The following is a 14,693-nucleotide window of genomic DNA, read 5'->3' as shown; positions in this document are numbered from 1 at the left end:
ATGCTCCAGGGTCAAACACTTTCGAGACCTGCAAGATGCGCATCGGTGAGTTGGCCCAGGCCTGCGATGTCAGTCGTGACACGCTGCGATTTTACGAGGAGCGCGGATTGATCGCGGCGCAACGCAGCGCCAACGGTTATCGCAACTATCCGCCGGAGATGGTGCAACTGGTGCTGTACATCAAGACGGCGCAGCGTCTGGGCTTTACCCTTGGCGAGATCGGCAGCAGCGTTGGCGCGCTGTGGCAATCGCCAAACCCCGACACCACCGTCACGCAACTGCTGCAAGACAAGCTCAAGCTGGTCGAAACCCGCATGGCCGAACTCGGCGAGCTGCGCCACGAATTGCAGCATCGGCTCGGTCAACGCTGTCCATTGAACCCGTGATCTTTCAACTTTCAAGGAAAGCCCGTCATGTCCGCACTGAATCCTGCCAAGCACGCACTGATCATTGGCGCCTCCCGGGGCCTGGGTCTGGGCCTGGTGAAAACCCTGCTGGCCGACGGCTGGCAAGTCACCGCCACGGTTCGCAACCCTTCGAATGCCGAGGCGCTGAAAGCACTGGGCAACGTACAGATCGAAAAACTCGACATGGACGACCAGCAAGCGGTGATCGCTCTGAGCCAGAAGCTCAAGGGCGAGACGTTTGACCTGCTGTTCGTCAACGCCGGGGTCAAAGGCCCTGAAGTGCAGACCCCGGGCGGCGCAACGCTGGCCGAAGTCGGTCAACTGTTCTTCACCAACGCCGTGGCTCCGATCAACCTGGCCCAGCGCTTCGTCGGGCAGATCCGCGATGGCAGCGGCGTGCTGGCGTTCATGAGTTCGGTGCTCGGCAGCGTGACCATGCCCGACGCGCCGGAACTGGCGCTGTACAAGGCCAGCAAGGCAGCACTGAACTCGATGACCAACAGCTTCGTCACTCAGTTGGGCGAGCAGAAACTCACCGTGCTGTCGCTGCATCCGGGATGGGTGAAAACCGATATGGGCGGCGAAGGTGCCGACATCGACGTGGAGACCAGCACCCGAGGCCTGGTGGATCAAGTGGACGCGTTTGCCGGCAAGGGCGGCCATCACTTTGTGAACTACAAGGGTGAAACCATTCCCTGGTAATCACTGGACCCTGTGGGGGCTGGCTCCCACAGGGTTATCCCGGTGTCTGGTCGGGTTGGGCTTGCCCGTCGCAACATTTTGTTCGAAACTCCGCACCTCGCCCTTCGCGGCGACCCTGGATCAGCAGACAGGGCAACACTGAGCTGGCAACCCTGAACCCCACTTTCAGAGGAGCCGGCCACAATGCCTGCGACCCGTATCTGGTTAAAAAATCCCCTCGCCATTTTCACGGCCAACGGTCTCGATGCCCGTGGCGGTCTGGTGCTGCAAGACGGTGTGATCACCGAAGTGCTCGGCGCCGGCCAGCAACCATCGACACCGTGCAATGAAGTGTTCGACGCCCGTGAACACGTGATCCTGCCGGGCCTGATCAACACCCATCACCACTTCTACCAGACCCTGACCCGCGCCTGGGCGCCGGTGGTCAATCAGCCGTTGTTCCCGTGGCTGAAAACCCTGTACCCGGTCTGGGCGCGCCTGACGCCTGAAAAACTCGCCCTCGCCAGCAAAGTCGCGCTGGCCGAGTTGCTGTTGTCGGGTTGCACCACCGCCGCCGATCACCATTACCTGTTCCCGGATGGCCTGGAAAACGCCATCGACGTGCAAGTCGAAACCGTGCGCGAACTGGGCATGCGCGCCATGCTCACCCGTGGTTCGATGAGCCTCGGCGAGAAGGACGGCGGCCTGCCTCCGCAGCAGACCGTGCAGGAAGGTCAGGTGATTCTCGACGACAGCCAGCGCCTGATTCACGAGTACCACGAACGTGGCGACGGCGCGCAAATCCAGATCGCCCTGGCGCCGTGCTCGCCGTTCTCGGTGACCCCGGAAATCATGTCCGCCAGCGCCGAACTGGCGAACAAGCTTGATGTGCGCCTGCACACTCACCTGGCCGAAACCCTCGACGAAGAAGACTTCTGCCTGCAACGCTTCGGCCTTCGCACCGTGGATTATCTGGACAGCGTCGGCTGGCTCGGCCCGCGCACCTGGCTGGCCCACGGCATCCATTTCAACCCCGACGAAATCGCCCGCCTCGGCGCGGCCGGCACCGGCATCTGCCACTGCCCGAGTTCGAACATGCGCCTGGCATCCGGCATCTGCCCGAGCATCGAACTGACCGATGCCGGCGCACTTTTCGGTCTCGGTGTGGATGGCTCGGCGTCCAACGATGCGTCGAACATGATCCTCGAAGCCCGTCAGGCCCTGTACATCCAGCGTCTGCGTTATGGCGCCGAGAAAATCACCCCGGAACGCGTGCTGGGCTGGGCGACCAAAGGATCGGCGAGTCTGCTGGGCCGTACCGACATCGGCGAACTGGCGGTGGGCAAACAGGCGGATCTGGCGTTGTTCAAACTGGATGAACTGCGCTTCTCCGGCAGTCATGACCCGATTTCCGCATTGCTGCTATGCGGTGCGGACCGAGCGGATAGAGTGATGATCGGCGGCAAGTGGCGCGTGATTGACGGGCAGGTTGAAGGGCTGGATCTCAAAGGCCTGATTGCCGATCACAGCCAGGCAGCTCGGCAGTTGATCGCCGGCACCTGATCCAAGCGGAAGTCTGAATGTGGGAGCGGGCTTGCTCCCACATTTGGTTTTGTGATCGGCTCAGAGGCCCAGCAGCGACAACATGATGAACGTCGCAAACAGCACGAAGTGGGTCATGCCCTCGATGGCATTGGTCTCACCGTCATTGAGGTTGATCGCGCTGACGATCAGCGTGATGAAGATCATCACCGTCTGCACCGGCGTCATCGCCATCTGAAACGGCTGCCCCGTATAGAGCGCCATCGCCTCCATCACCGGTACCGTCAGAATCACCGTCGACAGAGAAGCGCCCATCGCAATGTTGACCACCGACTGCATGCGGTTGGCCAACGCCGCACGCAACGCGGTCAGAATCTCCGGCGCTGCCGAGATCGCTGCCACCAGAATCGCCGTGATCACCGGCGGAGCCCCCGTCCCTTCCAGGCCCAGATCGAGGGTCTTGGACATCACCTCGGCCAGTGCGCCAATCACCACTACACCGAACACCAGAATGCCGATCGACAGCGCCAGGCTGGCCGGTTTCGGCTCCTGCTCCACGGGCTCTTTCCTGCGGCGCTTGTCCGGGTAGCTATAGCTGAAAAAATAACTGTGCGGCCCGACCTGCATCCGCAGGAACAACGCGTAAAGCAGCACCATCGCGCCGATGGTGAACGCCGAATAAATTTTCCAGTTGGCCTCGGGAATGAACTCCGGCACCACCATCGACACACCCATGGCGGTGAGGATCATCACGCTGTAACTGCGGGCCGAATCGTCGTTGTAGGACTGCTCGCCATGTTTGATCCCGCCCATCAGCGCGGCGAGGCCGAGGATGCCATTGATGTCGAGCATCACCGCCGAGTAGATCGTGTCGCGCACCAGCGTGGCCGAGGCTTCGTTGCGCATCATGATCGCCAGGATCACCACTTCCACCAGCACGGCGGCGAGGGTCAGGATCATCGTGCCGTAAGGGTCGCCGACTTTTTCCGCGAGCAGTTCGGCCTGATGGGCGACGCGCATCGAGGCGGCAACGATGAAGGCGATCAACACCAGCCCTGCTGTCAGGGCGACGACCTGGCCGCTGTGCAGCAACCAGTGCTCCATCGGATACGCGACGAGGGCGGCGATCAGGGCCAGCAGCAGAAAGCTTTCTTGCTTGAAGATCGTGAGCATGGCGGGCCTTCGGGCGCTGAGGTCGAATGAGCTACTGACTGCGGGGCGGCGCTAATGGTTCGTTACACCTTAGCGCACCAGTGGATGGCGTCCTTGTACGGACATGCACTTTTATTGGCCTTTACGGCCTCTTCGCGAGCAAGCCCGCTCCCACAGGGATCGCGGCGTTTTTGTGGGAGCGGGCTTGCCCGCGATGGGCGCGCCTCGGTTTCAAGCCAGATTGTTGTCCGCTTGGTCAGCCTTTTGCATTGCTCTCCCCACACACAACAAAAGGGAGTTCGCGTTCATGCAAAAACGTCCACTGCAAACACTGCTGTGCATCGCCATGGGCCTTGGCCTCAGCCTGAGCGCCAGTGCCGCCGATCCACTGAAAGTCGGCTTCGTCTACATCGGCCCCATCGGCGACCACGGCTGGACGTATCAGCATGAACAGGGGCGCAAGGCACTGGCGGAAAAACTCGGCACACAGATCACCACCAACTACGTGGAAAACGTCGCCGAAGGCGCCGATGCCGAGCGGGTGATCCGCAACATGGCCAAGGACAACTACGACCTGATCTTCACCACCTCTTTCGGCTACATGAACCCGACGGTGAAAGTCGCCAAACAGTTTCCCAAGGTGACCTTCGAGCACGCCACCGGCTACAAGCAGGACAAGAACCTCGGCACCTATCTCGCACGCACCTACGAGGGCCGTTATGTCGGTGGTTTCCTCGCGGCGAAGATGACCAAGAGCAAAAAGATCGGCTACGTCGCCTCGTTCCCGATCCCGGAAGTGATCCGCGACATCAACGCCATTCAGCTGGCCCTGAACAAGTACAACCCCGGCACGGAAATCAAAGTGGTGTGGGTCAACTCGTGGTTCGATCCGGGCAAGGAAGCCGACGCCGCCAACGCGCTGATCGACCAGGGCGTGGACGTGGTGTTCCAGCACACCGACAGCCCGGCACCGATCCAGGCCGCCGAACGGCGAGGTGTTTACGCCGTGGGCTACGCTTCGGACATGGCGCACTTCGGTCCGAAAGCGGTGCTGACTTCGATCGTCAACGACTGGGCGCCGCACTACATTCAGGCGACCCAGAGCGTGATCGACCACAGCTGGAAATCCCAGGATTACTGGGGCGGGTTGAAAGAAGGCACAGTCGAACTGCCGATCAGCGATCTGGTGCCGGCACCGGTGAAGGCCGAAGCCGAGCAGATCATCGCCGACATCAAGAGCGGTGCCCTGCAACCATTCACCGGGCCGATCAAGGATCAGGCCGGGGTCGAGAAAATCCCGGCGGGGGTCAGCGCCACCAACGCGGAACTGGCGTCGATGAATTACTACGTCGAAGGCATGAAGGCCGAGATGCCGAAATAACGCCTGCCCGCCATAAAACCCTGTGGGAGCCAGCCTGCTGGCGATAGCGCACTTTCAGTCGATACCGTTCTGGCCTCATCGCCAGCAGGCTGGCTCCCACACTGGATCTCACATGACTCCAAGGATTGTGCATGAACAGCCTTCCGATCATCGACATCTCTGCGCTCTACTCCGACGACCAGAACGCCTGGCCCGCCGTCGCCGAACAGATCGACCACGCCTGCCGCGAATGGGGCTTCTTCTATATCAAGGGCCATCCGATTTCTGCGCAGCGCATCGAATCCCTGCTCGATCACGCCCGGCACTTCTTCGAATTGCCGGCAGCGGAAAAACTCAAGATCGACATTACCCGGACCGTCCATCACCGCGGCTACGGCGCCATCGCCACCGAGCAGCTCGACCCGGACAAACCCAGCGATCTCAAGGAAACCTTCGACATGGGCCTGCACCTGCCGGCCGACCATTCGGAGGTGCTGGCGGAAAAACCCTTGCGCGGCCCCAATCGTCACCCGGCCATTCCAGGCTGGGAAGCGCTGATGGAACAGCACTACCGCGACATGCAGGCCCTGGCGCAAACCCTGTTGCGGGCCATGACCCTGGCACTGGGCATCGAGCGCGATTTCTTCGACAAACGCTTCAATGAGCCGGTCAGCGTGCTGCGGATGATTCATTACCCGCCGCGCCACACCGCCAGTTCCGCCGAACAGCAAGGCGCCGGCGCGCACACCGATTACGGCTGCATCACGCTGTTGTATCAGGACACCGCCGGCGGTTTGCAGGTGAAAAACGTCAAAGGCCAGTGGATCGACGCACCGCCCATCGACGGTACCTTCGTGGTGAACCTCGGCGACATGATGGCGCGCTGGAGCAATGATCGTTATCGCTCGACCCCGCACCGGGTCATCAGCCCGCTGGGCGTGGATCGCTATTCGATGCCGTTTTTCGCCGAGCCGCACCCGGACACACGCATCGAGTGCCTGCCCGGTTGCCAGGACGCACAGCATCCGGCGAAATATCCGACCACCACCTGCGCCGAATTCCTGCTGTCGCGCTTTGCCGATACCTACGCCTATCGACGGGAACAGGAAGCGGTGTGATGGATCGGTTGGTCAGGTTTTGCCAATTGTTTCGGCGCGCATCTGTAGAATGCCGTCATTGCACCTGATGAGAAAAGAATATGTACGACTGGCTCAACGCCCTGCCCAAGGCTGAACTGCACCTGCATCTGGAAGGCTCGCTGGAGCCCGAGCTGCTGTTCGCCCTGGCCGAACGCAACAAGATCGCCCTGCCGTGGAGCGATGTCGAAACCCTGCGCAAGGCTTACGCTTTCAACAACCTGCAGGAATTCCTCGACCTGTATTACCAGGGCGCCGACGTGCTGCGCACCTCCCAGGACTTCTACGACCTGACCTGGGCCTATCTGCTGCGCTGCAAAGAGCAGAACGTGATTCACACCGAGCCGTTCTTCGACCCGCAGACTCACACTGACCGTGGTATCCCGTTCGAAGTGGTGCTCAACGGCATTGCCGCCGCGCTGAAGGATGGCGAACAGCAACTGGGCATCACCAGCGGTTTGATCCTGAGCTTCCTGCGCCACCTCAGCGAAGACGAAGCGCAGAAAACCCTCGACCAGGCGCTGCCGTTCCGTGATGCGTTCGTCGCCGTGGGTCTGGACAGTTCCGAGATGGGTCACCCGCCGAGCAAGTTCCAGCGCGTGTTCGATCGTGCCCGTCACGAAGGCTTCCTGACCGTCGCTCACGCCGGTGAAGAAGGCCCGCCGGAGTACATCTGGGAAGCCATCGACCTGCTGAAAATCCAGCGCATCGACCATGGCGTGCGCGCCATCGAAGACGAGCGCCTGATGCAGCGGATCATCGACGAGCAGATCCCGCTGACCGTGTGCCCGCTGTCGAACACCAAACTCTGCGTGTTCGATCACATGTCGCAGCACAACATCCTCGACATGCTCGAGCGCGGCGTGAAGGTCACGGTGAACTCCGATGACCCGGCGTACTTCGGCGGTTATGTCACCGAGAACTTCCATGCGCTGCACACTCACCTGGGCATGACTCAGGATCAGGCCAAGCGCCTGGCGCAGAACAGCCTGGATGCACGGTTGGTAAAACCGTAACAGCACAAAGCCGTTCGAACACTCCCGTGTTCGAACGGCTTTTCAGGTGTCAACGCACAACCGCTTCCGTCAACTCTTCCAGCGTCTTGCCCCGGGTTTCCATCCCGAACAGCCACACCACCCCCGCCGCCACCGCAAAGCACAACGCCCCCAACGCAAATACCCCGCCCTGCCCGGTGATCGGAAACACCAGACCGGTAACCAACGGCCCGAGCAGCGAGCCCACGCGCCCGATGGCCGAAGCGAACCCCGAGCCCGTCGCCCGCGCCGATGTCGGGTACAACTCCGGCGTGTAGGTGTAGAGCACCGCCCACATGCCGAACAGGAAAAACTGCATCAACAGACCCGTACCGATCAGCAGCGCCACGTTGCCGCCAAACACCGCGCTCTGGCCGTACAGAAACGCCATCACCCCGCCGCCGAGCAACGTGACGATGCACACCGGCTTGCGTCCCCAGCGCTCCACCAGCCAGGCCGCCATCAGGAAGCCGGGAATCCCGCCGAGGGAAATCAGCACCGTGTAATACACCGACTGGGTGACCGCGAACCCCGACTGTTGCAGCAACGCGCTGAGCCAGGAGGTCAGGCCGTAGAACCCGAGCAGCGCGAAGAACCACAGGCTCCAGATCATCATGGTGCGCTGTCGGTACAGCGGCGACCAGATCTGCCCAAGGGCCGACAGGAAGTTGCCCGGAGGCGTGATCATCCGAGGCAGGCGAACCGGCTCCGGCAACGCGACCCCGCCCAGCGACTTCCGTACCCGGTCCTCGATCGCGCACAACACCTTGTCCGCCGCTTCGTGCTTGCCCGCCTGTTCCAGCCAGCGCGGCGACTCGGGAATGAAAAAGCGGATCGCCAGCACAAACACCGCCGGCACCGCCAGCACCAGAAAGATGTCGCGCCAGCCAATCAGTGGCAGCAGGAAGTACGACAGCACCCCGGCAGCGACAAAGCCCAGCGGCCAGAAACCGTCCATCAAGGCGATGTATCGCCCGCGACGTTGTGCGGGGATCAGCTCCGACAGCATCGACTGGGCGATCGGAAACTCCATGCCCATGCCGACTCCCAGCAAGATGCGGAACAGCGTCAGACTCTCGACCGTTTGCGCCGTGGAACACAGGTAACTGGCCAGCCCCCACAACACAATGCTCCACTGAAACACCGGTTTGCGCCCGAAACGATCGGCCAGCAGCCCGGAGAGCGACGCCCCCAGCACCATGCCGAAAAAGCTCGAACTGGCGAGCAACCCGGCTTCGGCGCTGCTCAGGCCGAACTCGGTTTTGATCGAGCCAAGCAGGAAGGTCATCATCGCCAGATCCATGGAGTCGAAGAAAAACGCCAGGGCGATGATGATGAAAATGATCCGGTGATAACCGCTCACCGGCAGCCGTTCCAGTCGATCGGCCGCGCTGTAGCTTGCCGTGTCCATGCCACCTCCTCTATCCGAAATGTCCGCAGATCGAGTGTGCGCGATAGACGTCAGGCGTTTGTGCCAGATGCGACCTGATCACAGTCGTGGGCGACGCCAGTCATCAGGACAATGACAACGAGGGCTCTACAACGCCATTTCCAGCTCGGTTTCCCGGGCAAACCGGTGAATCTCCCGCTGCCCCGCCGCCGTCAACTGCAAGGCGCGGGAATCGTTGGGCAGCATCAACCAGCCGGATTGCATGAACAGCTGCAGCAACGCCGCGCCCAGCGAGCCGCCCATGTGCGGCCGACGCTCGCTCCAGTCCGGGCAAGCGCAGGCCACCTGGACATTGCGATGAGCCAGGGCCTGGATGAAGACCCCGCGACTGGCCAGTTGCGTCGCCCCCTTGTGGGTGACGACCACACGGTGTTCAAGCTGTTCGATCCATCCGGCATCGAGCAGGCGTTGATACAGGTCGGCCGCCAGCGTACCGCCCAGATGATCATCACAAAAACGCGCACGCAGCAGGGAAGACGGGGCGGCCTGTGGTCTGGCAATCGGTGTCGAGCGCTTGAACACGTCGGGAATTTTCTGCGGAGCGCTGGCGATCGAGGCACTGGCCAGTGCCTCGATCGCCGCGCCGACTTCGGGAGCGGCGAGGCGGAAGAAACGTTTGCGCCCACGGACCTCGACCTTCAACAGACCGCCAGCGGACAAGCGCCCCAGATGTGCGCTGGCCGACGAGGGCGAAAGCCCCGCCAGCAGCGCCAGTTCCTCGGTCTGCCGGGCCGAGCCATCCATCAGCGCCCACATCATTGCGCTGCGTTTGGGATCGGCCAGCAACGTGGCGATCTGGCTGATGCAAGGTGCATGTTCCATGTATTCACTCCCTGTTGAATCGTATCGTCTACTGCCCGCAGACATCTTGACCCGTAATCAGTCGTCGGCCAAACCGCGCAAAATGCCCTGAGCAAAAGGCAAGGCAACAACCCCGGCCACCGGCATTCGCTGCATTTGGCGCAGCCACCACCGCCACCGGTCAGTGACGATCTGATCGTGCCTGTGCCAGCGCGCCGGTGCAGGCTTCAGGCGGACGCTAGTATAAGCGGGTTGATAGCGGCGTCCTGCGCTGGAGCGGGTGCGGCTGGTGATTGTTCCTGACAGAAATTTCGCTATTTACCTGCGACTAATGATCAACCTGCGGAAAAACGGGAAATCGGCTACTCAATTCGGCGCAACGACTGGCGAGCATCTCCCTCAACAGGTTCACCGGCTTACTCAATTGAGCGCGATGGGCGCACAGCAGATTCAGCGGAGCCCGTTCGCAGAGCAAACCTGGCAACAGCACTTTCAAGCGTCCGGCGAGCACATCGTCGGCCACATCCAGCCACGACTTGTAGGCGATGCCCGCCCCCGCAACCGCCCACAGACGCACCACGTCGGCGTCATCGCTGAAGCGGTCACCACTGACGGTCAGGCCGACTTCGCGCTTGCCATCGTGAAAGCTCCAATGGTCATGCACCCGGCTGCCCAGCATGTACAGCAGGCAATTGTGCTGCGCGAGCTGTTCCAGTTGTGTCGGTTCACCGTGTTTCGCCAGGTAGCCAGGGGAGGCGCACAGAACTCGCCGGTTGTTTGCCGCAATGGGCAGCGCCACCAGACTGGAATCTTCCGGTTCGCCATAACGAAGGGCGATGTCCACGGGCTGACGAAACAGGTCAGCAATGCGGTCGCCCAGCAACAGACGCACCGTCAGCCTCGGATGTTCACGCTGAAACTCGTCGAGCCACGGCAGCAGCAGGTTGCGGCCGAAATCCGAGGGCGCCGACAGTTGCAGGATCCCGCTCACCTGATCCTGCCCGCTGGCCAACAAGCGGCGTCCTTCATCCAGATTGCTCAACGCCGCCCGGGCATATTCGAGAAAGCCCTCGCCCTCGGAGGTCAACCGCAGACTGCGGGTCGAGCGCGCCAGCAATCGTGCACCGAGCTGTTGCTCGATGCGCTTGAGCGCCGCGCTGGCCACGGCGGCGGACATGTCCATCACCCGTGCCGCCGCCGACAGACTGCCCAGGTCCGCCGCCCGGACAAATAACTGCAAGTCATCGAACCGCAACATCATCAGCCTCGATTATCAAAAAAATATTGAAAGAGACTGCTCTTTTAGCCGGTTTTATCTCGTACAGAAATAGCCAATCATGCCTCCCATCGAATTCATCCCCTTTCGGAGCCGACCATGTCCCAACCCTTCACCGCCATCGCCACCCTGATCGCCAGACCGGGTCAGCAGGACGCTCTAGAGCAGCACCTGCGCGCACTGATCGAACCGACCCGCGCGGAAGCCGGTTGCGGCCAATATGACCTGCACCAGGATCTGGCCAACCCGCTGGCTTTTTACATGATCGAACAGTGGGCCAGCGACGAAGCCCTCCAGGCCCATGACGCCAGCGCGCATATCCAGCATTTCCGGGCGCAGGCCGCCGGGTTCCTCGAGCATTTCGAACTCAAGCGTCTGCGCGCCATCGCCTGAATCCTTCCTGACATTCACTTTCGGAGTTCTCCATGAAAGCCATCGCCTATTACGCGTCCCTGCCGATCAGCGACGAAAAAGCCCTGCAAGACATCGAACTGCCGGAGCCGGTTGCCGGCCCGCGCGATCTGTTGGTGGAAGTCAAAGCCATTTCGGTCAACCCGGTCGACACCAAGGTTCGCCAGAACGTCGCACCTGAAGGTGGCTCGGCCAAGGTGTTGGGCTGGGACGTGGCCGGCGTGGTGAAGTCGGTCGGAAGTGAAGTGACGCTGTTCAAGGCCGGCGACAAGGTTTTTTACGCCGGCTCCATCGCCCGGGCCGGTGGCAACAGTGAACTGCACGTGGTGGATGAGCGGATCGTCGGCCACATGCCGAAAACCCTCGGCTTCGCCGAAGCCGCCGCCCTGCCGCTGACCGCTATCACCGCGTGGGAGCTGTTGTTCGAGCGCCTGCAGATCCGTGAAGGCAATACCGACGAAGGTCAGAGTCTGCTGATCGTCGGCGCGGCCGGCGGCGTGGGTTCGATCCTCACTCAACTGGCCAGCCAACTGACCGGGCTCAACGTGATCGGCACCGCTTCTCGCCCACAAACCCGCGACTGGGTGACCGCGCTCGGCGCCGACCGGGTGATCGATCACAGCCAGCCGTTGAGCGAAGAACTGAAGCGCACCGGCATCGACAACGTGACTCACGTCGCCAGCCTGACCCAGACCGACCAGCATCTGGACCAACTGGTCGAGGTCCTGGCGCCGCAAGGCAAACTGGCTTTGATCGACGATCCGAAAGCGCTGGACGTGACCAAGCTCAAGCGCAAGAGCCTGTCGCTGCACTGGGAGTTCATGTACACCCGCTCGCTGTTCGAAACCGCGGACATGATCGAGCAGCACAAACTGCTCAACCGCGTGGCCGCGCTGATCGACAGCGGAACGCTGAAAACCACCGTCGGCGAGCATTTCGGCACGATTAACGCGAGCAACCTGCGCCGCGCCCATGAACTGCTCGAAAGTGGCAAAGCCAAGGGAAAAATTGTTTTAGAAGGTTTCTAAAACTCGAAAAACCGCAGCCTTCGTCAGCGCCGGATGTGGCTGGCTCGGGGCTGCGGTGTTTTTTTGCCGTCAGTCAGATGCTTGAGCCTTGTCACAATTGCGATCGTATTCAGGTCTACAATCGAAACCTCTGCGAGGCAATCTTTTACGTACGGGAGGTCAGCAATGAAGATCCTGATAAAAGAAGTGGCAAAGTCCCAATGGCAAGTTCGCCTTGACCAGCACGCCGTGACCTTCCGCAGTGAGGCCGAAGCTCGCGCCTTCACTCGCACCCTCGAAGCGCGTCTGCACGCGCCCCATCAGATTCCCGATCCCGGCCAGCAACGCGCTGTCGGCTGAGGCTTTCGTTACTGGATTTCAGCCTGCGCCTTTGCCAGCGCCCGGGCATTCTGCATGCGTCGGGTGAGCGTCGCCGCGCAGACGACCAACAGACCGCACAGGCTGATGACCATGGCCATCGGCACGGCGGTGCCATCGTGCAGAATTCCCACCAGCGCCGAAGCCCCGGCGGCGACGCTGAATTGCATACTGCCGAGCAAGGCGGAAGCACTGCCGGCGCGACCGCCCTGCCCGTTCATCGCACACGCCGCCGCATTGGGGCTGATGCAGCCAAGGCTGGCCACGCAGACGAACAACGGAATCAGCAGTGGCCACAGGGCTTCGGTATGCAAGGCGCTGACCGCGAGCAGCGTCAGCCCGGCGCCCAGGTAAACCCAGACCGCCCGCGACAGCAGGAAGGCCGGACCACGTTTGGCCAACAGTCGCGCATTGACCTGGGCCACCAGAATGAACCCGGCCGCGTTGGTGCCGAACAGCCAGCCGAAATGCTCGGCCGGTACGCCATACAACTTGATGAAAATGAAAGGCGAGCCAGCAATGTAGGCAAACATCCCGGCGATGGCGATACCGCCAGTCAGGGCATGGCCCATGTAGACCGGGTCGGTCAGCAATCGACCGTACTGACGCAGGGCACCGGACAACGGCTGACGCGGAACATGCGCCGGCAGACTTTCCGGCAGGCCGAGCGCCACCGCCAGTCCGGCGAGGGCACTGAACGCCGTCAGCACCAGGAAGATCGACTGCCAGCCCGTGGTGTTGACCAGCAGACCGCCGAGCATCGGCGCCAGAATCGGTGCCAGCCCCATCACCAGCATCAGCTGCGAGAAGACTTTCGCCGAACCCACCGCGTCGCACTTGTCGCTGACCACCGCCCGGGCAATCACCATCCCCGCACAACCACCCAGCGCCTGCACGAGCCGCGCTCCGATCAGCCACTCCAGATTCGGTGCATAGGCGCAGGCCACTGACGCCAGCGTGAACAGCGTCAGGCCAATGAGCAGCGGAATCCGCCGGCCGAAGCGATCCGCCACCGGGCCGTAAGCCAGTTGGCCGATGGACAGGCCGAAGAAGTAAGCCGACAGCGTCAGCTGAACGTCTTTCTCGTCGGTACCGAACGCCAGCGCCATGGTGGGAAAAGCGGGTAGATAGAAGTCGATCGCCAACGGACCGAAAGCGGTCAGGGCACCGAGAATCAGAAGGGTACGGAAGTTCATCAGGCGTCCAGGTCGGGCAGACAATCGGGTTGAGTGTGCAGCCCGACAGTCTAGCCGCGCGAGGACGCCTTGAACATTCCGGTAGCTCGCTAACTATTAAAAAGATCAGGCGAGTTTGATCGCATATCCTTCTTCGCTGATCGCTTCGATGACCTGCTCGGCACTCAGCGCACTTTCGACACCGACTTCCTTCGCAGCCAGATCGACCCGCACGCTGGCGGTCGGATCTTTGCTCTGCACCGCCTGGGTGACGGCTTTGACACAGTGACCGCAGGACATGCCTTCAACAGTGAACACTTGCATGGAATGACTCCTTTGAGTGAGGTTGCCGGCAGTGTCGAGCTTGCCACGATGGCAAGGTCAAGTTCTGCAAACAACTGCCGGGCTGGCAATCGGCGCCGCGCTCGGCCAAGCTGCGTGCATCAATGACATGAATTCAGGAGATTCAGCCATGCGCTGGTCAGCTTTCAGCCTGTTTGGCGTACTCAGCCTTTTTGCCTGCCTGCCCCAGGCCAACGCAACCGGCGAGGATTACGCCGTTCTGATCATCTCCCGCGAGCGTCTGGAAGTGCCGACCTCCTGCGAGATCGGCGTGTACATCCAGGATCAGTTCGCCGGGCGACTCCTTCAGGAGCAGTCCACCTCGTTCAACCTGCCCCACGGCACGTTCTCCCTTCGTCTGAAGCTGGAACCGGGCCAGGTGCCGGGTTGCCAGCCGGGCATGCTGGCACCGCCGGCGCAGGAAATCTCGCTCAAGGCCGGGGATGTGGTGAAGTACCGGATCGCGGCAAACGCCAAAGGGTTGTACCTGCGGCCGGCCGCTCTCGAATACTGAGCGTTTCGAAAATGGGGGGAGCAGGTT

The 14,693-nt window shown here is 61.6% G+C and carries 16 protein-coding genes; 10 read left to right on the top strand and 6 right to left on the bottom strand.

The genetic code is table 11. From position 1 onward, the window contains the following. Positions 1–35 precede the first annotated feature (35 nt). The 3 genes from C6Y56_RS03395 to C6Y56_RS03385 all read left to right on the top strand — a co-directional run bounded on the left by C6Y56_RS03395 (position 36) and on the right by C6Y56_RS03385 (position 2,651). On the top strand, positions 36–386 hold the full coding sequence (locus C6Y56_RS03395) for a MerR family transcriptional regulator (RefSeq protein WP_169428728.1): 351 nt from the start codon (positions 36–38) through the stop codon (positions 384–386). A 36-nt stretch (positions 387–422) separates the two neighbouring features. Beyond that, the gene (locus C6Y56_RS03390) at positions 423–1,109 is read left to right on the top strand and encodes an SDR family oxidoreductase (RefSeq protein WP_169432588.1); all 687 of its coding nucleotides are present in this window, start codon (positions 423–425) and stop codon (positions 1,107–1,109) included. Between the two features lie 183 nt (positions 1,110–1,292). Continuing rightward, positions 1,293–2,651: an 8-oxoguanine deaminase gene (locus C6Y56_RS03385; RefSeq protein ID WP_169428727.1), complete on the top strand. Its 1,359-nt coding sequence runs from the start codon at positions 1,293–1,295 to the stop codon at positions 2,649–2,651. Positions 2,652–2,711: 60 nt separating this feature from the next. On the opposite strand, the gene C6Y56_RS03380 is transcribed toward C6Y56_RS03385, so the two are convergent. After that, positions 2,712–3,803 carry a calcium:proton antiporter gene (locus C6Y56_RS03380; protein ID WP_169428726.1) on the bottom strand — a complete coding sequence of 364 codons (1,092 nt, stop codon included), beginning with the start codon at positions 3,801–3,803 and terminating at the stop codon, positions 2,712–2,714. 286 nt (positions 3,804–4,089) lie between these two features. Between C6Y56_RS03380 and C6Y56_RS03375 the strand changes: the two genes are divergently transcribed. The 3 genes from C6Y56_RS03375 to C6Y56_RS03365 all read left to right on the top strand — a co-directional run bounded on the left by C6Y56_RS03375 (position 4,090) and on the right by C6Y56_RS03365 (position 7,294). Beyond that, entirely contained in the window at positions 4,090–5,163 is a 1,074-nt protein-coding gene (locus tag C6Y56_RS03375) for a BMP family ABC transporter substrate-binding protein (RefSeq protein ID WP_169428725.1), read from the top strand. 131 nt (positions 5,164–5,294) lie between these two features. After that, positions 5,295–6,260 (top strand): isopenicillin N synthase family dioxygenase, encoded by a 966-nt coding sequence (locus tag C6Y56_RS03370; RefSeq protein ID WP_169428724.1) that lies wholly within the window; start codon positions 5,295–5,297, stop codon positions 6,258–6,260. 80 nt (positions 6,261–6,340) lie between these two features. Next, positions 6,341–7,294 carry an adenosine deaminase gene (locus tag C6Y56_RS03365; RefSeq protein WP_007958502.1) on the top strand — a complete coding sequence of 318 codons (954 nt, stop codon included), beginning with the start codon at positions 6,341–6,343 and terminating at the stop codon, positions 7,292–7,294. 49 nt (positions 7,295–7,343) lie between these two features. Here C6Y56_RS03365 and C6Y56_RS03360 read toward each other — a convergent pair whose 3' ends face one another. From C6Y56_RS03360 to C6Y56_RS03350, 3 genes are all read right to left on the bottom strand, one after another. Then, entirely contained in the window at positions 7,344–8,723 is a 1,380-nt protein-coding gene (locus C6Y56_RS03360; protein WP_169428723.1) for an MFS transporter, read from the bottom strand. Between the two features lie 126 nt (positions 8,724–8,849). Next, a complete protein-coding gene (locus tag C6Y56_RS03355; RefSeq protein ID WP_169428722.1) occupies positions 8,850–9,584 on the bottom strand; it encodes an ArsR/SmtB family transcription factor in 735 nt (244 codons plus the stop codon). Positions 9,585–9,891: 307 nt separating this feature from the next. Beyond that, entirely contained in the window at positions 9,892–10,821 is a 930-nt protein-coding gene (locus C6Y56_RS03350) for a LysR family transcriptional regulator (RefSeq protein ID WP_169428721.1), read from the bottom strand. 117 nt (positions 10,822–10,938) lie between these two features. Here C6Y56_RS03350 and C6Y56_RS03345 point away from each other — a divergent pair, with 117 nt between their 5' ends. The 3 genes from C6Y56_RS03345 (at position 10,939) to C6Y56_RS03335 (ending at position 12,617) form a co-directional block, all read left to right on the top strand. Beyond that, positions 10,939–11,232, top strand: a complete 294-nt coding sequence (locus C6Y56_RS03345) for a putative quinol monooxygenase (RefSeq protein WP_169428720.1) — start codon at positions 10,939–10,941, stop codon at positions 11,230–11,232. Positions 11,233–11,264: 32 nt separating this feature from the next. Then, on the top strand, positions 11,265–12,278 hold the full coding sequence (locus C6Y56_RS03340; protein WP_169428719.1) for a zinc-binding alcohol dehydrogenase family protein: 1,014 nt from the start codon (positions 11,265–11,267) through the stop codon (positions 12,276–12,278). 165 nt (positions 12,279–12,443) lie between these two features. After that, positions 12,444–12,617 carry a hypothetical protein gene (locus tag C6Y56_RS03335; RefSeq protein WP_169428718.1) on the top strand — a complete coding sequence of 58 codons (174 nt, stop codon included), beginning with the start codon at positions 12,444–12,446 and terminating at the stop codon, positions 12,615–12,617. A gap of 8 nt (positions 12,618–12,625) precedes the next feature. On the opposite strand, the gene C6Y56_RS03330 is transcribed toward C6Y56_RS03335, so the two are convergent. Together C6Y56_RS03330 and C6Y56_RS03325 are read right to left on the bottom strand one after the other, a co-directional pair. Further along, a complete protein-coding gene (locus tag C6Y56_RS03330; protein WP_169428717.1) occupies positions 12,626–13,831 on the bottom strand; it encodes a multidrug effflux MFS transporter in 1,206 nt (401 codons plus the stop codon). A gap of 105 nt (positions 13,832–13,936) precedes the next feature. Further along, a complete protein-coding gene (locus C6Y56_RS03325; RefSeq protein ID WP_085700947.1) occupies positions 13,937–14,134 on the bottom strand; it encodes a heavy-metal-associated domain-containing protein in 198 nt (65 codons plus the stop codon). 148 nt (positions 14,135–14,282) lie between these two features. Here C6Y56_RS03325 and C6Y56_RS03320 point away from each other — a divergent pair, with 148 nt between their 5' ends. After that, positions 14,283–14,666 (top strand): hypothetical protein, encoded by a 384-nt coding sequence (locus tag C6Y56_RS03320; protein ID WP_169428716.1) that lies wholly within the window; start codon positions 14,283–14,285, stop codon positions 14,664–14,666. Positions 14,667–14,693: the final 27 nt, after the last annotated feature.

The sequence above is a fragment of the Pseudomonas fluorescens genome (assembly GCF_012974785.1).
Lineage (GTDB): Bacteria > Pseudomonadota > Gammaproteobacteria > Pseudomonadales > Pseudomonadaceae > Aquipseudomonas > Aquipseudomonas fluorescens_BT.
Note: the sequence above shows the minus strand (reverse complement) of the source record. Positions and strands in the feature narration are given on the sequence as shown.